General features: G+C 67.2%; 18 protein-coding genes. 8 read left to right on the top strand and 10 right to left on the bottom strand.

Going from position 1 to position 21,614, the window contains the following annotated elements; all coding sequences use genetic code 11:
- Positions 1-104: 104 nt before the first annotated feature.
- Positions 105-923, bottom strand: a complete 819-nt coding sequence (locus NNX37_RS12670) for a glycerophosphodiester phosphodiesterase (protein WP_255793106.1) — start codon at positions 921-923, stop codon at positions 105-107.
- Positions 924-1,285: 362 nt separating this feature from the next.
- Between NNX37_RS12670 and NNX37_RS12665 the strand changes: the two genes are divergently transcribed.
- Positions 1,286-3,019 carry an HNH endonuclease signature motif containing protein gene (locus NNX37_RS12665; protein ID WP_255793105.1) on the top strand — a complete coding sequence of 578 codons (1,734 nt, stop codon included), beginning with the start codon at positions 1,286-1,288 and terminating at the stop codon, positions 3,017-3,019.
- 294 nt (positions 3,020-3,313) lie between these two features.
- Here the strand turns inward: NNX37_RS12665 and NNX37_RS12660 are convergent, their stop codons facing one another.
- Positions 3,314-4,333: a LacI family DNA-binding transcriptional regulator gene (locus tag NNX37_RS12660; RefSeq protein WP_255793104.1), complete on the bottom strand. Its 1,020-nt coding sequence runs from the start codon at positions 4,331-4,333 to the stop codon at positions 3,314-3,316.
- Between the two features lie 141 nt (positions 4,334-4,474).
- On the opposite strand from NNX37_RS12660, the gene NNX37_RS12655 reads away from it, so the two are divergent.
- The 5 genes from NNX37_RS12655 to NNX37_RS12635 are packed head-to-tail and all read left to right on the top strand — an operon-like array spanning position 4,475 to position 10,957.
- Positions 4,475-5,782, top strand: coding sequence for an ABC transporter substrate-binding protein (locus NNX37_RS12655; protein ID WP_255793103.1), 1,308 nt, complete (start codon positions 4,475-4,477; stop codon positions 5,780-5,782).
- A 19-nt stretch (positions 5,783-5,801) separates the two neighbouring features.
- Positions 5,802-6,752 (top strand): carbohydrate ABC transporter permease, encoded by a 951-nt coding sequence (locus NNX37_RS12650; protein WP_146362670.1) that lies wholly within the window; start codon positions 5,802-5,804, stop codon positions 6,750-6,752.
- The gene (locus NNX37_RS12645; protein ID WP_152272743.1) at positions 6,752-7,570 is read left to right on the top strand and encodes a carbohydrate ABC transporter permease; all 819 of its coding nucleotides are present in this window, start codon (positions 6,752-6,754) and stop codon (positions 7,568-7,570) included. The genes NNX37_RS12650 and NNX37_RS12645 overlap by 1 nt, the downstream gene beginning before the upstream one ends.
- A 2-nt stretch (positions 7,571-7,572) precedes the next feature.
- Complete coding sequence (locus NNX37_RS12640; RefSeq protein WP_255793102.1) at positions 7,573-9,936, top strand: beta-xylosidase/alpha-l-arabinosidase; 2,364 nt, start codon at positions 7,573-7,575, stop codon at positions 9,934-9,936.
- A 28-nt stretch (positions 9,937-9,964) separates the two neighbouring features.
- Complete coding sequence (locus NNX37_RS12635) at positions 9,965-10,957, top strand: acetylxylan esterase (RefSeq protein WP_255793101.1); 993 nt, start codon at positions 9,965-9,967, stop codon at positions 10,955-10,957.
- Here the strand turns inward: NNX37_RS12635 and NNX37_RS12630 are convergent.
- The 4 genes from NNX37_RS12630 to xylA all read right to left on the bottom strand — a co-directional run bounded on the left by NNX37_RS12630 (position 10,954) and on the right by xylA (position 15,140).
- On the bottom strand, positions 10,954-11,484 hold the full coding sequence (locus NNX37_RS12630) for a GNAT family N-acetyltransferase (RefSeq protein WP_255793100.1): 531 nt from the start codon (positions 11,482-11,484) through the stop codon (positions 10,954-10,956). The genes NNX37_RS12635 and NNX37_RS12630 overlap by 4 nt on opposite strands.
- A 27-nt stretch (positions 11,485-11,511) precedes the next feature.
- The gene (locus NNX37_RS12625; RefSeq protein WP_255793099.1) at positions 11,512-12,429 is read right to left on the bottom strand and encodes an aldose-1-epimerase; all 918 of its coding nucleotides are present in this window, start codon (positions 12,427-12,429) and stop codon (positions 11,512-11,514) included.
- Positions 12,430-12,438: 9 nt separating this feature from the next.
- Positions 12,439-13,860, bottom strand: coding sequence for a xylulokinase (locus NNX37_RS12620; protein ID WP_255793098.1), 1,422 nt, complete (start codon positions 13,858-13,860; stop codon positions 12,439-12,441).
- A 98-nt stretch (positions 13,861-13,958) separates the two neighbouring features.
- Complete coding sequence (gene xylA, locus NNX37_RS12615; protein ID WP_407079972.1) at positions 13,959-15,140, bottom strand: xylose isomerase; 1,182 nt, start codon at positions 15,138-15,140, stop codon at positions 13,959-13,961.
- 202 nt (positions 15,141-15,342) lie between these two features.
- On the opposite strand from xylA, the gene NNX37_RS12610 reads away from it, so the two are divergent.
- Positions 15,343-16,530, top strand: coding sequence for an ROK family transcriptional regulator (locus NNX37_RS12610; RefSeq protein WP_255793096.1), 1,188 nt, complete (start codon positions 15,343-15,345; stop codon positions 16,528-16,530).
- A 23-nt stretch (positions 16,531-16,553) separates the two neighbouring features.
- Here NNX37_RS12610 and NNX37_RS12605 read toward each other — a convergent pair whose 3' ends face one another.
- Positions 16,554-17,714: an NAD(P)/FAD-dependent oxidoreductase gene (locus NNX37_RS12605; RefSeq protein WP_255793095.1), complete on the bottom strand. Its 1,161-nt coding sequence runs from the start codon at positions 17,712-17,714 to the stop codon at positions 16,554-16,556.
- 82 nt (positions 17,715-17,796) lie between these two features.
- Here NNX37_RS12605 and NNX37_RS12600 point away from each other — a divergent pair, with 82 nt between their 5' ends.
- Complete coding sequence (locus tag NNX37_RS12600; protein ID WP_255793094.1) at positions 17,797-18,840, top strand: nucleoside hydrolase; 1,044 nt, start codon at positions 17,797-17,799, stop codon at positions 18,838-18,840.
- Here the strand turns inward: NNX37_RS12600 and NNX37_RS12595 are convergent.
- From NNX37_RS12595 to NNX37_RS12585, 3 genes are all read right to left on the bottom strand, one after another.
- Positions 18,827-19,669: a 3-hydroxyacyl-CoA dehydrogenase family protein gene (locus NNX37_RS12595; protein ID WP_255793526.1), complete on the bottom strand. Its 843-nt coding sequence runs from the start codon at positions 19,667-19,669 to the stop codon at positions 18,827-18,829. The genes NNX37_RS12600 and NNX37_RS12595 overlap by 14 nt on opposite strands.
- 4 nt (positions 19,670-19,673) lie before the next feature.
- Positions 19,674-20,474 (bottom strand): enoyl-CoA hydratase/isomerase family protein, encoded by an 801-nt coding sequence (locus tag NNX37_RS12590; RefSeq protein ID WP_255793093.1) that lies wholly within the window; start codon positions 20,472-20,474, stop codon positions 19,674-19,676.
- 87 nt (positions 20,475-20,561) lie between these two features.
- Positions 20,562-21,608: an SGNH/GDSL hydrolase family protein gene (locus NNX37_RS12585; protein ID WP_255793092.1), complete on the bottom strand. Its 1,047-nt coding sequence runs from the start codon at positions 21,606-21,608 to the stop codon at positions 20,562-20,564.
- Positions 21,609-21,614: the final 6 nt, after the last annotated feature.

Below are 21,614 nucleotides of genomic sequence, written 5' to 3'. Positions count from 1 at the left end.
GCTGCTCCCAGTGTGAAACCAGCTCCGGAGCCGGTCAACGGGGCTCCCCGGGACCGGTGGGCTGGCAGTCTGCCTTGTCTTGCTGGCGGGACTGCCGTGAGTTGCTAACCGGCTGCAGGTTCCACCGAACGTCCCCGGGTTCCGCCGAGGGTTGCCCGCAGGTTTGCCGGAAAATCGGTAATCACCGCGTCAACGCCCAGTGCAAGGACCGCCGCGGTGGCTGCGGGTGAGTTGACCGTGTAGACCCACAGGCCAAGGCCTGCCGCCCACACGGCGGCCGCGCCGTCGTCGGTCAGGGACCTATGGTCGGCTACCACTCCCTCCGTTCGAGGATCCAGCCTGCCCAGGAGCAGGGCATCCGGATCAGTGCCTACCAGCTGCCATGCCGGCAGACCCAGGTCAGCTGCCTTGCGGACAGCCCCCGGGTCGAAGGAACTGACCGTTACCCGCTCGGTTTCACGCAGCCGCAGCCAGTCATCGTGTTCAGCCAGCATCCGGGCGATGGCCTGTTCAACGCCGGGTGAGCTGGCGGGTTCCTTGACCTCAAGATTGACGCCCAGGTCATAGCCCACCGCTGCCGGCAGGTCTGCCAGGAACATGACTCCCTCCCCTGCGTACTGCCCGGCAACGTGGCCTCCGGCGTCGAGCCGCCGGAGTTCTCCTGCCGTAAACGAGGTGATCGGGTCCTTTGCCCGCAGGGGATACACCTCCGCGACGTTAGTAGTACGGAGGCCCGTGTTGTCGTGGAAAAGGAAGAGCTCGCCGTCGGCCGTCAGGCGCACATCGGTCTCAACCATGTCTGCCCCCGCGGCTCTGGCCTCGATGAATGCTGCTGCCGTATTCTCCGGCGCCGAACCGCTGTTTCCGCGGTGCCCCACCACTAGCGGAATGAGAAGTGCCGTCGGTCCTGTTTTGTCTGCCACCTGACGGCTACCTCGTCACACTTCCCATAGAGTTTTCCGCGCCACCGGAACCGGGGCTCGTCCTCGTCGATCCTAGACCTGCCTCGTGGAGCCGGCCGAATTCCGTGTCAGTCGCCACCGAGGCAGGTGTGCCACGCTAATTACCCGAGTTTGCCGGTCAGTGAACGCTAGGCTGACGGGCCGTGAATACCTGTTGCGGGGTTCACGCCACATACTGACTTATAGGTGTGTGAGCGATCGTGAGGTCGGTTTTAGCGACTAGGTAGTGGTGTTCTAAAGACGAGTATTTTCGCTTTTCGGGAGGGCTGTTTTTGGCCTGTTTTCGGGCCGGAAATGTCAGTGCCGGGTGAAATCCTGAGGGTATGGATCAGCTCGGAAACACCGAACCGACAACCGAAAAACAGGATCGTGACGACCAGCAGCCAACAGGCTCCGCTGGCGACGCGGATGCGTCGCGCACGCCCTGCACGCTGGCGGTATATCGGGCGGTTCCGGATCTCAGTGGCGACGGTACGGACTCCGACGACGACGGCGCCACTCAGGCCGGCGTTGACACGTCCACGGACACCAACCGCGGCACCGGGTCTACCGAATCAGCCGCAACTCCTGCTGCCGCCCTCTTTGATGCACCCATTCCCGCCCCCGGGTCCGCACCTGATTCCGCGTCCGGCTCGGCTACCGCTGGACCTGCCGAACCCACCGGAGTTGACTGCTTCCCGGACGGTTTCACCGGGGTGCTGGCGATGGCGAACCTAGAGTCCTTCGACGAACACGCCACAGGTGAGGTGTTGGCCCGGCTGTCGCATTTGGTGCGGTGGACGCAGGCCCAGCAGGCCCGCGCGATCAACCATATGGAGGAACTCTTCCGGAAGGACCTGTCACCCACATGGGGGAAGGAAGGACCGGGGATCGCGTTCAGCCTCGCCGCCTCCGAATGCGCCGCGATCCTGAACGTTCCGCAGACCACCGCGCAGGGAATGATGGTCGAAGCGGTCAGGCTCTGCAGCACCCATACCGCCACCCTGACCGGACTGGAAGAAGGACGGTTTAGTTACGCGCACGCCCAGGTGGTCCTGGATCAGTGCCAGAGCATTCCCGACGCGAAGCTTCCCGGGTTTGAGGCGGAGCTTCTGGGCAAAGCCGAAGGCGTGACCCGGGCGCAGTTCTGCGTTAAAGCCCGCCGGCTGCGGGAGCAGACCTATCCCGAGACCATTCCCGAACGGCATCAGACGGCCTTCGAGAAACGGAAGGTGGTCCTGGAACGCGACGAGGACGGCATGTCCTGGCTCTCCGCCCATCTACGGGCCGAGCATGCCCAACAGATCTACACGGCATTGTGTACGTCGGCTGGGGGTGAGCAGGCTGACGGGGATCCGAGGACAGCGGACCAGCTGCGTGCCGACATCCTGTCCCAGCTGCTCATGGGCGGGCTTGGTTCACCCCGCGAAGACGGTGCCTCGAAGTCAGGTCACGCGTCGGACAGCGATTCAGGCAAAGAGGGTCCTGCAGGTGTTTTGCCGCGGGCGGAGATCATGGTGTTGATCAACGCGGAAACGTTGTTTGGTGCCGATGAGCAGCCTGCCGAACTGCACGGCTACGGGCCGATCAGTGCCGACGCAGCCCGCAGGCTCGCACGCAACGCCGCCCACTGGACCGGACTAGCCCAGGACCCAACCACCGGAGAGATCCTCGGGGTAGGCAGACGCCGGAAAGTCCCCGCCGGACTCGCCCGCTGGCTCAGAGCCCGCGACGGAACCTGTCGGTTTCCCGGCTGCCGGGTCAGTACTGCGGTCACGGAGATCGACCACACCACCGACTGGGCGAAAGGCGGGGACACCGAACACGGCAACCTGGAACACCTCTGCCGCCGGCATCACCGGTTCAAAACCCTGGGCTACTGGAAAGCCAGCCAACCCACACCCGGGGTGATGGAGTGGACGTCCCCCACGGGACGGGTCTACCGGACCGAACCGTTCCTCGAACTGGGGCTCTTCGAACCAGGGCATCGGGAACCGAGGCCTCCGGCTCAAGGTCAGGACCAGAATACTCAAGGCCGGCAAAGCCAAGGCGAACCGGATTCACCCCCTCCGTTCTGAACGCAGCCTCCTGTCCTGAGCCAGGTAAGGGCGGCGAAGCCAAGTAAGCACAGGAGCCAGGTAAGCGCTCCGGGGTCAGGCCAGGGCGCCGAAGCCAGGTAAGCGCGCAGGAGCCAGGCGCCGCCGCCGGGCAAGTACGTCTAGGGGTCCGACCCGGACTGCAGCTCGACCTCCTGCAGCCTCCGACGCCGGCGCCGGGTAAGTAGATCTGCAGTACGCCCGCACGCCGGCCTAGCCGGCCTAGCCGGCCTAGCCGGCCTAGAGACCGCCTTCGACTTCAGGAGGAAATCGCCTTCAGGAGGAAACCGGAGCTGGAGCCGTGCTCTGGCGAACCACCAGCGACGTCGCCAGGTCCAGACGCAGGTTGTTCGGCTGGTCCCCCTCAAACAGACGCACCACCATCCGGGCAGCCTCTTCGGCCATTTCAATCAACGGCTGGTGCACGGTGGTCAGCGCAGGGCTGGACCACTGCGCCACCTGCAGATCGTCATAGCCCACAATCGAAAGCTCCTCCGGAACACTGATGCCCAACTGCCGTGCGGCGTCGAGCACCCCAAGGGCCTGCAGGTCGCTGCCGGCAAAAATCGCAGTGGGACGGTCCGGAAGGCTGAGCAGCTCCAGCGCGTGGTCGCGGCCGCCGTCGACGTGGAAGTTGCCGTACCGGATCAGGTCCTTGTCCAGCGGCAGCGCGGCAGCGTTCAGCGCCGAACGGTAGCCGTCAATCCGGGCCAGTGAACACATCATGTCCTCGGGCCCGGTGATCGCAGCGATCCGCGTATGCCCCAGATCGAGAAGATGACGGGTAGCCATCATCCCTCCGGACCAGTTCGCCGACCCCACGGACGGCACATCCGGAGCAGGATCGCCCGCAGGATCGATGATCGCAAACGGAATGGACCGCGCTTCAAGCTGCCTGCGCGAATCCTGGGCAAGATCGGAAAAGACCAGCACGACGCCGACCGGACGCCGCGCGATGACGCCTTCCACCCATTCGGGCGAGGGCGAGTGCCGCGTTCCGCTCTCGGTCAGGACAACGCTCAGCCCCTTCTCCCGGGCAATGTTTTCCACGCCCCGGATAATCTCCAGAGCCCAGGCGCTTTCGAGTTCATGGAACACCAGTTCCAGCAGCCGTGACTTGGCTCCGCCCTTGCGCCGGTAGCCGTGCTCCTCGAGAAGCGTCTCCACTTTCGCTCTGGTCTTCCGCGAAACGTCGGACCTACCGTTGAGAACTTTCGAAACGGTGGAGAGCGAAACCTCGGCCTCGGAGGCCAGATGCGCAAGCGTGACCGGGTTCGACGGCAGTGATGACTGCATGGAGTGTCCTTCAGGGGCTTCGAGACGCAGCGGATTAGAGACTTGGAAAAAAGTATTGCGCATCACATTACGCGCAACTTATGCTGACGGCATCATGTAACTTTCGATCAACATACCGAAACTTTCGGAAGGTGTTCAACGATGAACAAACCCTCGCCCCGGACTCCGGTCCTGGCCGCCGCCAGCATGCTGGCCATCGGCCTCACACTGGCCGGCTGCGGAGGCGGCGATTCCGCCGCCTCCGACCGTCCCGAAAATGAACTCCATGTCCTGGTCTACGGCGACGCGAGCAACGACGTCGAGACCGCCATGGTCGAAAAGTTCAATGAGACCTCCGACGTCAAGGTGGTGCTGGACACCATCCCCGGCGCCGAATACCAGCAGAAGCTCCAGACGGTCATGAGCACCGACGCAGCACCGGACATCTTCTTCAACTGGGGCGGCGGCAGCATCTCCGACTTCGTGGACGCTGATCTGCTGATGCCGCTGGATGACTTCATCGAGGAGGATCCCCAGCTCAAGGACGCTTTCCTTCCCTCGGTGTTCGACGTCGCGACGGTGGACGGCACCCCGTACGGTGTGCCGATGCGCGGAACCCAGCCCGTGATGCTTTTCCATAACAAGGACGTGCTGGCGGAAGCGGGCATCGACGAAGCCCCGGCGACCTGGGATGAGCTGCTCGAGGACGTCGATAAGCTCAAGGCGGCCGGCAAGACCCCCATCGCCCTGGGCGGCGGAGACGAATGGCCCACCCAGATGTGGTTCTCCTACGTCTATGACCGCGTGGCCGGGCCGGAACTCTTCCAGAGCGCAATTGACGGCGAGACCGACGTCTGGGAATCCGACGAAAGCAAGGAATCCTTGGGCATGCTGCGCGAGCTGGTGGATGCCGGAGCCTTCGGCACCAACTTCCAGTCCGTGAAGTTCACCGACGGCGGCTCCCCCGCACTACTCGCCGGCGGACAGGCCGGCTTCGAACTCATGGGCTCTTGGGAGTACTCCACTATCCAGGACACCAACCCCGACTTCGTGGCAAACAGCCTCGGCTGGAGCGCCTTCCCCGCGATCGAGGGCGGCAAGGGTGACGCAGCGAACCTGGTGGGCAACACCAACAACTACTACTCCGTGCTGAAGGACACCAAGTACCCCGACGCCGCACGTGACTTCCTGAAGCTGATGTACTCGGATGAATTCGTACAGGAGCAGATGTCCATCGGCAACCTGCCCACCACCACCAGCACGGAACAGTTCCTGGACCAGGCCGCTGATCCGGATTACGCCCGGTTCCAGTTCGGACTGGTGCAGGATGCGCCCAACTTCCAGCTGTCCTGGGACCAGGCCTACCCGCCGGCCGCAACACCCACCATCCACAGCGCTGTTGCCGACTTCTTCGCCGGAAGCATCGACGAAGACGGCTTTATTGCCGCCATGCAGTCGCTGAAGAAGTAGCCGGACCGAAGGCCAGACCATGACCACTCTGCTTCCACCCCGGCCTCCGGCCGCACCGGACAACCCTGCCAAGGGTCGTCCGGTGCGGGCCGGCCGGGCCCGGCTCAACCGTCCGGGCCTTGCCTGGACCCTGCCGGCCACCATCTTCTTCCTGCTCTTCGCCGTGGTGCCGCTGATCGCCGTCGTCGTCCTGTCCTTCATGACCTGGACGGGACTCGGGGATCCCAAGTTTGTCGGCCTGGAGAACTGGCAGACGCTCGCGGGCGATTCGGTCATGCTCAAGAGCCTGTGGCTCAGCGTGCTGTTCATCGTCCTCGGTGTCGCCACGCAGACCCCGGTCAGCATCCTGCTGGGCGTCTGGGCCGCCGGCCCGCAGCGCAACCGCGCCGTCCTCAGTGCGATCTTCTTCCTGCCGCTGCTGCTCTCCTCCGCTGCCATCTCGGTGCTGTGGCGGGCACTGCTGGACCCGAACTTCGGTGTTCCGGCCCAGCTGAAATGGCTGTTCGGGGACGGCAACCTCTTCGGCCACCAGTCCACCGCCATCGGCGTCATCATCTTCGTGGGCATGTGGCAGTTCACGCCCTTCCACACGCTGATTTATCAGGGCGCCGCCAAGTCCGTTCCCCCGGTGCTGTACCAGGCCGCGGAAATCGACGGAGCGGGCAGGGCGCGGCAGTTCTTCAGCATCACCCTCCCGCAACTGCGCAACAGCATCATCACTTCCGTGATCCTCATGGTGGTGGGCGGGCTGACCACCTTCGAAACGGTGCTGATCCTGACCAACGGCGGACCCGGAACGGACACCACCATCACCGCCTTCTACATGTACGAAGAGGCGTTCCGCCGCTACAACTTCGGCATGGGCTCCGCCATTGCCCTGGTTCTGGTAATCGTCGCCACCGCCATTTCCCTGATCATGGTCAAGGCCTCCGGCTACGACAAAATGCGCAGCACCATGGAGGGACTCTGATGCGTACCCGTCCCAATTACATTGCCGGCGCCGCGGTCACCGTCTGGCTTCTGATCGTGGCCCTGCCGCTGTATGTCATGGTGGCCGCCAGCGTGCAGAGCCGCACCGAGTTCAGCGCCAACGGGCCGCTGTCCGTCCCCACCAGCCTGACCTTCGAGAACTTCCTGCTGGTCTTCGACAGCGGTTTCGGCAAGTACTTCCTGAACACCTTCCTGGTCACGGCCGGCGTGGTCGGCATCGTCCTACTGGTGGTGCCGCCCCTGTCCTACGCGATTGTGCGCAGCCAGTCCCGCGGCACCACACTGATCTTCCGGTTCTTCCTGCTCGGGCTGGCCATTCCGGTCCAGGCAGTGATTGTGCCGATGTTCTACCTGATCAACTCGGTGGGCCTGTACGACACGCTGCTGGGCATCATCCTGCCCACGGCTGCCTTCGCCCTGCCGATCTGCACGCTGATCCTGTCCGGAACCATGCGGGACATCACCCCCGAGCTGTACGAGGCCATGTCCGTGGACGGAGCCAGCACCGCACGCACCTTCCTGCGCCTGGTACTGCCGCTGTCCAAGGGCGGACTGTCCACAATTGCGGTCTTCGCCGCACTGCAGGGCTGGAACGGGTTCCTGCTGCCGTTGATCCTTACCCAGTCGGAGTCCACCAAGGTCATCACACTCGGCCTCTTCAACTTCCAAACCCAGTACGGCATCAACGTGCCGGGCATCCTCGCCGCAGTGATGCTCTCCATGGTTCCGGTCCTGCTGGTGTACCTCTTTGCGCGCCGTGCGCTGGTCCAGGGCCTTATGGGCGTTGGCGGAAAGTAGACATGACAGAAACAACAGTTCAGCACCTCCCCTGGCGGGACACCTCCCTGCCCGACCGCGAGCGCGCCGTCCGGCTGGCGGAACAAATGACACTGCGGGAGAAGGTGGCCCAGCTCTTCGGCGTCTGGGTAGGCGCCTCCAGCGAAGGCGGCCAGGTAGCACCCCACCAGCACGATATGAAGGAACCCGTCCCGCTGGAGGACCTGCTGCCCTCCGGCCTGGGCCAGCTCACCCGGCCTTTCGGCACTGTGCCCGTCGACGCCGGCATGGGCGCCCTGTCCCTGATGCGCACCCAGCAGCGGATCGCCGAGTCCAACCGGTTCGGCATCCCCGCCATGGCCCATGAGGAATGCCTCGCCGGGTTCGCGGCCTGGGGCGCCACGGCGTATCCGGTGCCCCTGTCCTGGGGTGCCACATTCAACCCGGAACTGATTGGACGGATCGGCGCCGCCATCGGCACCGACATGCGCTCGGTCGGCGTGCACCAGGGGCTTGCGCCCGTGCTCGACGTCGTCCGCGACGCCCGCTGGGGGCGGGTCGAGGAAACCATCGGCGAAGACCCTTACTTAGTGGGCAGCATTGCCTCCGCCTACATCCGCGGACTGGAAGGAACCGGCGTAGTCGCAACGCTGAAGCACTTTGTCGGATACTCGGCATCCAAGGCGGGCCGCAACCTGGCCCCGGTTTCCGTCGGCATGCGCGAGCGCGCCGATGTGCTGCTGGTGCCGTTCGAAATGGCCGTGCAGGAATCCGGGGTGCGCTCGGTCATGCATGCCTACACCGACGTCGACGGCGTCCCCTCCGCTGCCGACCGCTCCCTGCTTACCGGCCTGCTCCGCGAGACATGGGGCTTTGACGGCACAGTGGTGGCCGATTACTTCGGCATCAGCTTCCTCAAGGAACTGCACCGGGTGGCCGGCTCCCTCGGAGAGGCCGCCGCTGCGGCGCTGACCGCAGGCGTGGACGTGGAACTGCCCACCGTGGATGCCTTCGGCGACCACCTGTTGGCCGAACTCGAAGCAGGACGCCTGGACGAATCCGTGATCGACACTGCTGTGCTGCGGGTTCTGACCCAGAAGATCGAACTGGGCCTGCTGGATCCGGGCTGGTCCCCGGTGCCCGCGGCCCTGGCCGGACTGGATCCCGAGGATCCTGCCGCCGTGCGGGGTTCGGTGAACCTGGACTCTCCGGAAAACCGGTCCCTGGCTGCGGAGGTCGCCGAACAGGCACTCATCCTCACCACCAACGACGGCGTCCTGCCGTTGACAGCACCGGGCCGCATCGCCGTCGTCGGCCCCAATGCAGACAACCCCATGGCCTTCCTGGGCTGCTACTCCTTCCCCGCCCATGTGGGCGTGCAGCACCCGGAGGTGGCAGCCGGAATCGAGCTGCCTACCGTTGCGGACTCCCTGCGCCGCGAATTCCCGGACAGCTCAATCACCGTGACCTCCGGCTGCACTGTGGACGGGCCGGAGACGGATGGCTTTGCGGCCGCGCTGGCCACAGCCCGCGAGGCCGATGTGGTGGTGGCCGTGCTGGGTGACCGGTCCGGGCTGTTCGGCCGCGGCACCAGCGGCGAGGGCTGCGACACCGAATCGCTGGTCCTGCCCGGCGTCCAGCAGCAGCTGCTGGAAACGCTGATGGATACCGGGGTCCCCGTGGTGCTGGTGCTGCTCACCGGCCGGCCCTATGCCCTGGGCCGCGCCGCCACGGAAGCAGCCGCGGTTGTGCACGCGTTCTTCCCGGGCGAAGAGGGCGGACCGGCCATCGCCGGAGTCCTGAGCGGCCGGGTCAATCCCAGCGGCCGGCTGCCGGTCAGCGTGCCGGCCTCCCCCGGCGCGCAGCCGTCCACCTACCTGGCCGCGCCGCTGGCGCAGACCAGCGACGTGTCCAGCATCGACCCCACCCCCGCCTTCGCCTTCGGCCACGGGCTGTCCTACAGCAGCTTCGACTGGTCGGATGTCGCCCTGGAAGGTCCTGCCGAGTTCGGCGTCGACGGCGAAACGTCCGTTTCCGTCACGGTGGCCAACACCGGTGGACGCGACGGGGTCGAAATTGTCCAGCTCTACCTGCACGATCCGGTGGCCTCGGTAGTGCGTCCGGTGCAGCGGCTGGCCGGGTTTGCCCGGGTCCCGCTGCGCGCCGGAGAAGCGGCGAAGGTCCGGTTTACGGTTCCGGCCGATGCCGCGTCCTTCACCGGGCGGGACGGGCAGCGGATTGTGGAGCCCGGTGGCCTGGAGCTGCGTCTTGGGGCGTCGAGTGCCGATATCCGCGGAACGGCCGGTGTTAGCCTGACCGGAACCGTGCGGGTGGTGGACCATACCCGGCGGCTGCACTGCCCGGCGGACGTGGCGCCGCTGGGCTGAGCACCTTTCCATCAACCCGGGAGCCAACATGAACTCCGATCTGCCCGCCGACCAACTGGCCGCCTATCGCGGCAGCACCCGTCCCCCGGAGGACCTGGACCGGTTCTGGGCGGACACCCTGGAGGAGGCGCGGCAGCACCCGCTGGCGGTAGAGGTCATCCCCTACCCCAGCGGGCTGCGGACCGTGGAGCTCTACGACGTGGTTTTCCCCGGCTTCGGCGGTGACCCCATCCGGGCCTGGCTGCGGCTGCCGGCCCGGAGCCTGCGCGGTGACGATCCGCTGCCCGGCGTCGTACAGTTTGTCGGTTACGGCGGCGGGCGCGGGGACGCACACGAGAACCTGTTCTGGGCTTCGGCCGGGTTCGCGCACCTGCAGATGGATACCCGCGGGCAGGGCGCCGGCTGGAGCAAGGGCACCACGCCCGACGCCGCCGGCAGCGCCGGTCCGCAGGTTCCCGGGGTAATGACCCGCGGCGTGCTGGATCCGCACACCTATTACTACCGGCGCCTGTTCACCGACGCCGTCCGGGCGGTGGAAGCGATGCGGTCTTTGGCACAGGACGGCCTGGTCCCGGTGGATCCGGCGCGGGTGGCCACGCTGGGACAGAGCCAGGGCGGGGCGCTGGCCCTCGCGGCGTCGGCGCTCTGCCCGGACGTGGCCGCCGTCGTCGCATTCGTGCCGTTCCTGTCCGATTTCCCGCGCGCCGTGACCGTCACGGATTCCTATCCATACCGCGAGATCCGGGATTACCTCGCGGTCCAGCGCGGGCAGGTGGAGACGGTGATGGAGACGCTGGCCTATTTCGACGCCGTGAACCTGGTGCCGCGGTCCACCGCTCCTGCGCTGTTCTCGGTGGCGCTGATGGACACCACCACTCCCCCGTCCACGGTCTACGCCGCGTACAACAACTACGCCGGCCCCAAGGAACTGACGGTGTGGCCGTTCAACGGACACGAGGCCGGGGCCATCGAGGACGACGTCGCCGCGCTGGCGTTCCTGCAGAAGCAGCTGGCGGGTTAACCCGGGTTCCCGGCGGTGAACAGCTCGAGCATGGCGTTGTAATACCGGTCCGTGCTGCCCTGGGAAACCACGCCGATCTTCTCGCAGACCCGCCGGGAGGACGTATTGGCCGGATTGATCACCACCACCACACGGGGCAGCCCCTGCTTGAAGCCGTACCGCAGGACCGCGGAGGCAGCCTCCGGAGCATAGCCGTGTCCCCAGCTGTCGGGATGGAAATGCCAGCCGATCTCGATATCGCCCGAGGGCTTCCGCTCCGGGCCCGACGCCGGAATGGACTTGAGCAGCAGCGTCCCGGCCAACTGCCCGGACTCCCTGTCCTGCACCGCCCAGACGCCGCAGGTCCCGTCGTCCACGCGCGCCCAGGCTTCAATGAGGGCGTTTGCCTCGTCGAGATCCTTCATCAGTTTCGGAACGGCTCCGAGGAAACGCTGCACCTCCATGCGGGAGTACAGGTCCAGGACGAAGTCCGCGTCCCCAGAAGTGAACGGGCGCAGGGTCAGTCGGGGCGTCTCCAGGGTTTGCATCCGGGAAGTCTACTGCCGCGCCCTCTCTTAGGCAGCAGCGATCCGGTAAGCCAGTCGATGCTCCTCGCCGGGAGCCAGCACAATCAGGCCCTCCCCGGAATTGAACGCATCCGGAGGGCAGGTCATCGGTTCGACGGCGACGCCGAGGCGGTCCATCTTCTCGCCGGAGTAGACCTGCAGCCACGGCGCATCCTTGCCGACGGCGGACAGCACGGCGCCGACGCCGGTCTCCGGGTCGGTGAGCGTCACCTGCCAGTCGCCGTCGGGCAGGCCGGTGAAGGCATGGTCCGCAGTTCGGGTACCGATCGGTTCCGAAGCGGAGAAGGACAGCACCGTTCCCGCGGTGTCCCGCAGTTCGCTCAGGTCCAGGGGCCTGCCGGGCTGCTCGGGACCGCCGAGGACCTGCGCGGCAGGAACGTCCAGCACGCAGCGGTCCACCGGCACCTGGTCTGCGGTGAGGTAGGGGTGCGCCGAAACGCCGTAGGGTGCGGACACGGTGCCGGCGTTGACGGCGGCGAGCTCCACACTCAGTCCGGACTCGGCGTCGAGCTCATAAACCGCTTCCAGCTCCAGCTGGAACGGATACCCCGGCTGGCCCATCAGCCGGTGCCGCAGCACCACGCGCTCCGGCGAGGATTCAACAACATCCCAGGCATCCCAGGCCACCAGCCCGTGCAGGGCCATCCCGGTCTCGGGTTCATTGACCGGAACCTGGTAGTCGGTGCCCTCGAAGGTGTAGCGGCCGCCGACAATCCGGTTCGGCCAGGGCATCAGTACCTTGCCGGTGAAGGCCTGCGGGATGGTGTCCGGATCCAACGGCAGCACCAGATGTCGGCCCCCGCGGGTCAGCCCAGCGAGGGCAGCCCCGACGGGCAGAATGGTGGCCCGGTAATCCCCGGCAGCCAGTTCGACAGGATGGCCGTTGGGGCCGAAAGAGGTTCTCATGCGCCGATCCTACCGGGCTGCCGGCAGCGTCGCAGTTCCGGCAGCCTGCCGGTAACGCTGCAGCACCCCGGGGGCGGGATCGGCCGTCACCACCACCGACGCGCCGTCGTTCCAGGCAGGCCAGGCTCCGGTGAGCAGGGCAGCAGCCTGCCGGGCAGCACCGTCAGCGACATACTCCCCCGGACTCGGGACGGTGACCGGAAGGCCGAAGACAGCCGCGATGGACTGCTGGATTGCCTCGGACCGGGCCGCGCCGCCCACCAGAATCACCCGCTGGGCGGAGACCCCGGTGTCCTTCAACGCCGCGAAGCCGTCCGCGAGCGAGCAGGCCACAGCCTCGACGGCGGCACGGGCCAGGTTCGCCGGGGTGAAGTTCCGCAGCGTCATACCGTGCAGGGACCCGGTGGCATCGGGCAGGTTGGGGGTGCGTTCGCCCTCGAAGTAAGGCACCATCACCAGGCCGTCGGCACCGGCCGGAGCGGAGAGGGCCAGCCGGGTCAGTTCATTCAGGTCCACCCCGAGCAGGGCCGCGGTGGCGTCCAGCACGCGGGAAGCGTTCAGGGTGCAGGCCAGCGGCAGGAAGTTGCCCGTGGCGTCGGCAAAACCTGCCACCAGACCGGTGGCGTCCGACGTCGGCGCGTCGGCGACCGCAAACACGGTGCCGGAGGTGCCGATCGAGACCACCACGTCCCCCACCCCGGCAGCAACACCCAGTCCGGCCGCGGCGTTGTCGCCGGCACCCGGCCCGATGAGGGCACCGGCCGGGGTGCGGCCGCCGGCCTCGAGCGGGCCCAGTACGCGGGGCAGCTGCGGGACATGGCCGAGGGTCTGTTCGAGGACCTCCGGCAGGTACTTCCCCGTGGACGGGGACCAGTAGCCGGTGCCTGAGGCATCGGACCGGTCGGTGGTCAGCGCTGCCAGCCCTTCGGCGCCGCTGCCGGGGCCGAAACCGGCCAGCCGCCAGCTCAGCCAGTCATGCGGAAGGCAGACAGCAGCCGTTCGGGCGGCGTTTTCCGGTTCGTTCTCCGCCAGCCAGCGCAGCTTCGTGGCAGTAATGGAGGCCACGGGCACCGATCCCGTGGTCTCGGCCCAGTAGCGGGCGCCGTCGGGTCCGGCATCGGCCACGAGCTTGTCCGCAGCCGCAGCGGAACGCACATCGTTCCAGAGCAGGGCGGGGCGGACCACTGCACCGGTTTCATCGAGGCAGACCATGCCGTGCTGCTGCCCGCCCACCGAAACGGCATCGACGTCGTCCAGTCCCCCGGCGGCGGCCGCCGCTTCTTGAAACGCAGCCCACCACGCTTCCGGGTCAACCTCGGTACCCGCCGGGTGGCGGGCCGTGCCCTCGCGCAGCAGTGCGCCGGTGTGTGCGTCGCGGATGACTATTTTGCAGGACTGGGTGGAGCTGTCGACTCCGGCAACGAGGGGCATGGTGGTGAGCCTTTCAAAGGGCGCTGCCGCCGGCTCTCCCCCCAAGGAGAGCCGACGGCAGCACGATTCAGTGGTGTGCGGCGCCGTGCGCAGGCAGCTTAGCGGGCACCCATCAGGTGTTCCAGTGCCAGCTGGTTCAGCTTCACAAAGCCAAAGTCGCGTTCCGCGGCAGCGTTGGCGTCGAAGTCCTCGAAGGACGCCGTGTCGGAAAGCAGGTCCGCAACCGACTCACCGGCAGCCAGCGTGGGCTGGCCCAGCTCGGTAACACCGGAGTACTGCAGGGCTTCCTGCACCTCCGGATCGGCGCGGAACGCCAGGGCGCGTTCCTTGAGCATCAGGTACATGCCCATGTTGGCTTTGGCCGATTCCCAGACACCCTCGTAGCCCTCGGTGCGGGAGGCCTTGTAGTCGAAGTGCCTCGGACCTTCGTAACGCGGACCACCGTTGGGGAAGCCGTTTTCCAGCAGGTCCACGGTGAAGAAGGCACTCGTGAGGTCGCCGTGTCCGAACACCAGGTCCTGGTCGAACTTGATGGACTTCTGGCCGTTGAGGTCAATGTGGAACAGCTTGCCGGACCACAGTGCCTGGGCGATGCCGTGGGTGAAGTTCAACCCGGCCATCTGCTCGTGACCGGTCTCCGGGTTCAGGCCGACAATGTCGCCGTTGTCCAGCTGGCTGATGAAAGCCAGCGCGTGGCCGATGGTCGGCAGGAAGATGTCGCCGCGCGGCTCGTTCGGCTTGGGCTCAATCGCCAGGCGCAGGTTGTAACCCTTTTCCTTGACGTAGCCGGCAACAGTGTCCACGCCTTCCTTCATCCGATCGAATGCTGCGGCGAAGTCCTTGGATCCGTCGTACTCGCTGCCTTCACGGCCGCCCCACATAACGAAGGTTTCGGCGCCGAGTTCCGCGGCCAGATCGATGTTCTTCAGGACCTTGCGCAGTGCGAAGCGTCGCACGGAGCGGTCATTGGAGGTGAAGCCTCCGTCCTTGAAGACCGGGTGGCTGAACAGGTTGGTGGTGACCATGGGAACCTTCAGACCGGTTTCCGCCAAGGCGTCGGTGAAGTTCTTCAGGATCAGTTCCCGCTCCTGCGCCGTGGCGTCGAAGGGAATCAGGTCATTGTCGTGGAAGGTCACCCCGTAGGCACCCAGTTCCGCGAGCTTGTGCATGCCCTTGATGGGGTCCAGGTCCGCGCGGGTGGGAGTGCCGAACGGATCGGTTCCGGTCCAGCCGATGGTCCAGAGGCCGAAGGTAAAGCGGTCGGAAGGCGATGGCGTCATTGTCACGTTAGCTCCAGATGAAGTATTAGTTGGAACCAACAACATATTGTGACACCGCTCGCATGTCAATGCCTGCCGGACTTTCGGCCGGGACAATCCGGACGGTCGCGGGCTTCCCGCGGGATTTTGTTGCCATGTCCAACTAAAGGCGTCCGCCGGCGGGTAGGCTGGAAGGGACAGCGACAGGGAGGGGAAACGCAGAGTGGAACGCAGCATTATCAGCGCGTCTGCACCGGCAGGTCGCGGCACGGACAACCTGCGCTCCGCCAACCTTTCGCGCATCCTGACCCTGCTGCACCGGAGCGGCCCGCTTTCCCGCGCAGACCTGACCCGCCTCACGGGCTTCAACCGCTCCACCGTCGGCGCTCTGGCAACAGACCTGGCCGCCATGGGGCTGGCTTATGAGACGGATCCGCCCGCCGGACGCGTCGGCCGGCCGAGTCCGCTGGTCCACCCCAATGAGCGGGTGGCTGCCGTGGTGGTCCACCCCGACGTCGACGCCGTGACCGTGGGTCTCGTGGGCCTGGGCGGCCGGGTGCACCGCCGGGTCCGCCATGACACCGTCTCGCCGCCGAGCGTGGATGAAACAGTCAGCATCACCCGCGCCGTGCTCGCTGGGATGGCTCCGGATCTTGCCGCCATGGACCGGATTGCCGGCGTGGGCGTGGCCGTGCCCGGACTCACCCGAACCTCCGACGGGCAGGTGCTGCTGGCCCCGCATCTGGGCTGGCGGAACGAGCCGCTGGCCGCTCCCCTGGCCCAGGCACTGGCGCTGCCGGTCTTCGCCGGCAACGACGCCACGCTGGGGTCGGTGGCCGAAACCCTGTTCGGTGCCGCCGTCGACACGGAAAACACCGTGTACCTCAACGGCAGCGCGAGCGGGATCGGCGGGGGGATCATCGTGGCCGGCACACCGCTGCGCGGAGCGGACGGTTACGCGGGCGAACTCGGGCATACGCAGGTCAACAGCGCCGGCGCTTCCTGCCACTGCGGCCGTCGCGGCTGCCTGGAAACCGAAGTGAACCTGGCCCGGCTGCTGGATGCGCTGGGCCTGGACCGCGCCGACCAGGACACCCTGGACACCGCAATGGCCGAACCCCGGAACGACGCCGTCAACGCAGAGGTGGACCGGCAGCTGGATCAGCTGGCAGTGGCACTGACGAACTTCGTCAACATCTTCAACCCGGACGCGATTGTCCTGGGCGGTTTCCTGGGCACCCTGTTTGCTGCCAATCCGGAACGCCTGACCGGAGCTGTTGCCGCCGAGGCGGTGGCCGGCCTGGGCGAGCGGGTGCAGCTGCGCCGGGCGGCGCTGCGTTCCGAGCTGCTGCTGGTGGGCGCCGCGGAACTGGCCTTCGCTCCGGTGCTGGCCGCGCCGCATCCGGCTTAGGAGTCCCAGGCTTAGGAATCCCCTCAGGAGTCCCAGCCGAAGCTGAAACGCTCGGCCCGGAACGGTGCCAGCAGCGGATGCCGGCGGCCGGTGAGGATCTCGTCGGCGACCAGCTCCCCCGCGATCAGGCCCAGCGTGGCCCCGGAATGGGTAAACACTGCCCAGCAACCGGGCAGCGCGGCCAGCTCACCGAGCACGGGCTCCCCGTCCCCGGGCACCGGCTTCAGCCCGGGATGCCAGCTCTGCGGCACCACCTCGGGATGCCCGGCCAGCACCCGGGTCGCTTCCGCTGCGAGCTCGCCCGGCACCTTCGAATCCACACTCCAACTACCGTCGGCACGGCGTTCCACCCGGTCCAGATACCAGATGGAGTCCATGGCGAGCCGTCCGCCGGGATGCGGACGCAGCGAGATCCGCGGCGTGTTCAGCACGGCCCGCAGTCCGTGCTCCACCGGTTCGCTGATCACCAGCATCGCCGGGTCCGAGGCGTCGGGCAGCTGCACTCCGGCTTCGGCCAGCACTGCCGAGGTGCCGGCCCCGCAGGCGACGACGACGGCGTCGGCCGCGTACTCTTCCCCGCCGGCGGTGCGCAGCCCGTGCACCCTGATGCCGTCGTCGGTGCCCTCAGTGCCGGGAACAGTGCCGCGGGTGAGCGTGCACCGGCCCGCGTGTTCGATCAGGGTGCCGCCGCGCAGCGTGAACTCCTCGGCCAGGTGCCGGACCAGGTGCGGCAGCGACACCCAGCCCTCCCCCGGATTGACCAGCACCCGGTGCGGCAGCACACCGGGCTCCACACCGGCTACGGCACCGGGAACCTCCTCGCGTTCCAGCATCCGGGCGTCGTAGCCCTGCCGGGTCTGGCTGTTGTGCCGCTCGACCACGGTGAACGGATCATCGTCCCAGTACAGGCCGCCGTCGAAAGCCAGCCAGTCGAGGCCGGGGTTCCGTGCCAGCAGGGTCCGGTAGCGGTCAATGCCGGCCATCCGGAGCCGGTAGTAGTCCTCGCCGTAGCCGCCGCCGGCGTTCAACCAGGACAGCGAGCGCCCGGAGGCACCGCTGCCTACCTCCGCCTCCGTCACCAACAGCACGTCCGCACCGCCGCGCAGCAGCTGCACCGCGGTTGAGAGTCCCAGCACTCCGCCGCCCAGGACAGCAACGGTGTCCGGCGGAAGCGTATTCGGCATGCTTTTCCCCTTTGCGAAGAACCGCGGTGTTTAATTCTCTAACCACCTTCAATTCCCAGCAGTTTAAGCGAAAGACGGCGCCGTGCATTCCTCTTCCTCCCCGAAACAGCCGCGCCGCATCCCGGTGATCGCCGACGTCGACACCGGCGTGGACGATGCCCTGGCCCTGACCTTCCTGGCCCGCAGCCCGCGGATCGACCTGCGGGCCGTGACCTGCGTGGCGGGGAACACCGACGTCGACCAGGTCCTGCGCAACACCCTGGACGTACTGGACCTTGCCGGGCGGCCGGACGTGCCGGTGGCCCGCGGGGCGGAGCGGCCGCTGATCAACGAACCCCGCAACGCGCATGCCTTCCACGGCGCCAACGGGATCGGCGGGCTGCAGCTGCCGGCCAGCAGCACGCTGGCCTCGCCGCTGGCCGCCGTCGAATTGCTGCACCGCACCATCGAAGAGTCTCCGGAGCCGGTGACCCTGCTGGGGATCGGCCCGCTGACCAATCTGGCGGTGTTCCTGCGCGCGTACCCGCTCACCGCCCGGAAGCTTGAGCGGATTGTGTTTATGGGCGGGTCCGCCGGGATCGGCAATGCCACCTCGCATGCGGAGTTCAATGCCTGGCACGATCCGGAGGCGCTGGCCGTGGTGCTGGACAGCGGTGTGCCGGTGACCATGTACGGGCTGGACGTCTTTATGCTGGCAACCCTTGATGCGCCGCAGTACCTGAAACTGGAAGCTTCGTCGGATCCCGGGGCACGGCTCGTGGGCGAACTGCTGGCCTCGGGCGCGCGGACCCGGGCGGCCGGCGGCGTCGTCGGCGCGGAACCGCTTCCCCGGGTGAGCGCGAATGACGGCACCCTCGAGCCCATGACGATCGGCGACGCCGGTGCCGCCTGCCTGATTGCGGCGCCGGAGACCGTGGTGCTGGAGGATTATCCGGTGCGGGTGGAGCTGGCCGGGCACAGCCGCGGGCAGACCCTGGTGGACCGGCGGAGAATCGCAGGCGAAGATGCGGTGCACGGGCTGCTCGCTCCGGCACCGGTCATTTCAGTGGCCATGGCCCTGGACCACCCCGCCATGGTCCGGACCTTCCTGGAGACGGTGGCGCCGGAGCGGGCTATTCGTAGCTGAAGAACCCCTGGCCGGTCTTCCGCCCGAGTTCGCCGCGTGCCACCTTGTCCCTCAGGATCTGCGGCGGCTCGAAGCGCTCCCCCAGCGTGGAATGCAGATACTCGGCAATGCCCAGCCGCACGTCCAGTCCCACCAGGTCCGTGGTGCGCAGCGGTCCGGTGGGGTGGCGGTAGCCCAGCGTCATGGCTGCATCGATGTCCTCGGCGGACGCCACGCCTTCCTCCACCATCCGCAGGGCCTCCAGCGCAATGGCAACGCCAAGGCGTGAGGACGCGAAGCCGGGCGTATCGCGGACGACGACGGCGGTCTTACCCAGGGCTTCGATCCACCCCTGTGCGCTGGCGGCCAGGTTCCCGGACGTCTTGGTACCGAGGACCAGTTCCACCAGCCGGGAGGCGGGCACCGGGTTGAAGAAGTGCAGCCCGCAGAAATTCTCCGGCCGCAGCAGGTCCGCAGCCAGCCGGTCCACGGACAGCGATGAGGTGTTGGTGGCCAGCCAGGCGCCGTCGTCGAGCTGTTCCTCGACCTCGCGCAGGGCCGCGGATTTCAGCGCGAAGTCCTCCGGCACCGCCTCCACCACCAGACCGCAGCCGGCAAACGCTGCATAGTCCACTGCATAGGAGGCCCGGGCGGTGACCTGCTCCGGAGCCTGATCGGTATCTCCCCGTTCCACGCTCTTGGCGACGGAGCCGCTGACCCGGGTGCGGGCGGCGTCGGCGGCTTGCCCGTCGCGTTCGACGACCACCACCTCGGCGCCGGCCAGGAGGAAGGCGTGGGCGATGCCGGCACCCATCCGGCCGCCGCCCAGCACCCCCACCCGGGCTGGCATGCTGTCAGCGCTGTTCACGGGGATTCTCCTTGCGGTCGAGGAAGGCCTGCATGCGGTCGAACTTTGCCTCGGATTCAAACAGGATGCCCTGGGCGAGGTTGTCGATCAGCGGATGCGCCTCGCGCGGGGCGGCGAAGGCCGCCTTGGTGAGGCGGAGCGCGAGCGGATCCTGTGCGGTGATGCGGTCCGCGAGCGCATGGGCGGCGGGCAGCAGGCCGGCGGGGTGGTGGAGTTCGGTGATCAGCCGGACGGCCAGGGCTTCCTCCCCTGACAGGATCCGCCCGGCCAGCAGCATGTCCTTGGCCAACGGCTCCCCTACCAGTTCCTTGAGCCGCCAGCTGGCGCCGGCGGCCGCCATGATTCCGAGCCCTGGTTCGGGCTGGCCGATCTTCAGCCGGGGTGTGCCGATCCGGAAGTCCGCGGCGTAGGCCAGTTCCGCGCCGCCGCCCAGCGCGAATCCGTCCAGTGCGGCAATCACGGGCAGCGGCAGGGCCGCAATCCGGGTGAAGAGGCCGGAGTTGATGCCGGCCAGGGCGTCATCACGGCGGCGTTCGCGCAGCTCGGTGATGTCCGCTCCGGAGGCGAAGATCCCTTTTCCGCCGGCTTCGGTGCCGGAGAGGATCAGCACCCGCGGGTGGCGCTCCAGTTCGGCGCAGACCGCATGCAGTTCCGCCACCATGGCGGCGTCAATGGCGTTGCGGACCTCGGGACGGTGCAACTGGACGTGGATGCGGTCCGCGCTCTCCGTGACCCGGAGCGTGGTGAATCCTTCAAATGCCGCGGTCTGCTGCGGGGGTTCCGTCACGATGCGCCTGTCCTTTCGTCCCTGCCGGCGTCCTTGCCGACCGTCCCAGTATTACGCAGCCCCAGGGCTTTGCCGTGATGCGGCTCACTACGGCGCCGGGTGTGCGGCGGCCCAGCGGACCAGCTCCCGGGTCATGGCACGGTAGCCCTCATACGTGGGATGCAGCAGTTCCTGGTTGGCGGTGGGGGAATCGGCCGCCTGCAGCAGCCCGGACACATCCGCCGCGTGCACAAAAGGCTCCTGGCTGCAGACACCGTGGCCGGCAAGCGCGTTTTCGACGGCGTCCACGTAGTAGACGTTCGGAGCGGACGAGCTGTCCACGGCGGACCGGATGACGGCATTCAGGTCGGTGATGAGGTTCCGCCCGAAGCGCTGTTCCTCGGTGGTAAGCCGGCCGCAGTCGCCGTCGGGCGCGTCAAAAAGCTGGGGGTAGGGAAGCACCAGTACCGGGGCGGAGACGGCAGCCGCCACTTGGTCATATCCGTCGACAAGGTCGGGGAGGAGCGAAGCCAGCTCCGCTTCCGCGTGCGCGCCCAGTCCCGGATTGTCGCTGCAGGGTGTGGCTTCCAGCAGGCAGGCCTGCAGGATTCCGGCGAAGTCGAGGTTGTTGCCGCCCACGGAGAGCACCACCAGCGTGGGGTCGAAGTCCTGCAGCTGCTCCAGCTGGGCAGGAACGGTGTCAGCGCCGGTTTCATTTGTTGTTTCCAGGAGTTGTTGAGCTGCCAGATGCCCGGTGGTGGCCCGGGAACACGCCAGGTTTGCGGTGTTTTCCGGGGCAAACAACTCGGCCCCCGCCGGGTAGACGCTGCGGTGGCAGGAATCCCCGCGGCCGGGCACCGCCGGCTGGTAGTCGCCGGCGCCCTCCCCCGCGGCGAAGGAGTCTCCGAGAATGGCCAGGCGTCCGGCGTCGCCCGTTATCTGCGCCAGCCAGCCGGAGGGCAGGGGCGGTTCCGGCTGCGGGGACGGGGGTGTCGGGGATGACGATGCCGGGTCGGAGGCCGCGTCGGGGGCTGCCGGTGGCGACGCCGTTGCCGTACCGTTCGGCAGCGGTCCGGCTGCAGGCGGTGTCGAGCACCCGGAGAGCAGTACTGCCGTGCAGGCGATGCCCGCCGCCCGTCGTATGGACTTCTTCATAAGCGC

This window comes from Arthrobacter zhaoxinii (assembly GCF_024385505.1).
Taxonomy (GTDB): domain Bacteria; phylum Actinomycetota; class Actinomycetes; order Actinomycetales; family Micrococcaceae; genus Arthrobacter_B; species Arthrobacter_B zhaoxinii.
Note: the sequence above shows the minus strand (reverse complement) of the source record. Positions and strands in the feature narration are given on the sequence as shown.

Bases quoted from the DNA above. Each gene is read 5' to 3' on its own strand.
- NNX37_RS12665 (WP_255793105.1), top strand. From the start codon at position 1,286: ATGGATCAGCTCGGAAACACCGAACCGACAACCGAAAAACAGGATCGT.
- NNX37_RS12660 (WP_255793104.1), bottom strand. From the start codon at position 4,333: ATGCAGTCATCACTGCCGTCGAACCCGGTCACGCTTGCGCATCTGGCC.
- NNX37_RS12655 (WP_255793103.1), top strand. From the start codon at position 4,475: ATGAACAAACCCTCGCCCCGGACTCCGGTCCTGGCCGCCGCCAGCATG.
- NNX37_RS12650 (WP_146362670.1), top strand. From the start codon at position 5,802: ATGACCACTCTGCTTCCACCCCGGCCTCCGGCCGCACCGGACAACCCT.
- NNX37_RS12645 (WP_152272743.1), top strand. From the start codon at position 6,752: ATGCGTACCCGTCCCAATTACATTGCCGGCGCCGCGGTCACCGTCTGG.
- NNX37_RS12640 (WP_255793102.1), top strand. From the start codon at position 7,573: ATGACAGAAACAACAGTTCAGCACCTCCCCTGGCGGGACACCTCCCTG.
- NNX37_RS12635 (WP_255793101.1), top strand. From the start codon at position 9,965: ATGAACTCCGATCTGCCCGCCGACCAACTGGCCGCCTATCGCGGCAGC.
- NNX37_RS12630 (WP_255793100.1), bottom strand. From the start codon at position 11,484: ATGCAAACCCTGGAGACGCCCCGACTGACCCTGCGCCCGTTCACTTCT.
- NNX37_RS12625 (WP_255793099.1), bottom strand. From the start codon at position 12,429: ATGAGAACCTCTTTCGGCCCCAACGGCCATCCTGTCGAACTGGCTGCC.
- NNX37_RS12620 (WP_255793098.1), bottom strand. From the start codon at position 13,860: ATGCCCCTCGTTGCCGGAGTCGACAGCTCCACCCAGTCCTGCAAAATA.
- xylA (WP_407079972.1), bottom strand. From the start codon at position 15,140: ATGACGCCATCGCCTTCCGACCGCTTTACCTTCGGCCTCTGGACCATC.
- NNX37_RS12605 (WP_255793095.1), bottom strand. From the start codon at position 17,714: ATGCCGAATACGCTTCCGCCGGACACCGTTGCTGTCCTGGGCGGCGGA.
- NNX37_RS12595 (WP_255793526.1), bottom strand. From the start codon at position 19,669: ATGCCAGCCCGGGTGGGGGTGCTGGGCGGCGGCCGGATGGGTGCCGGC.
- NNX37_RS12585 (WP_255793092.1), bottom strand. From the start codon at position 21,608: ATGAAGAAGTCCATACGACGGGCGGCGGGCATCGCCTGCACGGCAGTA.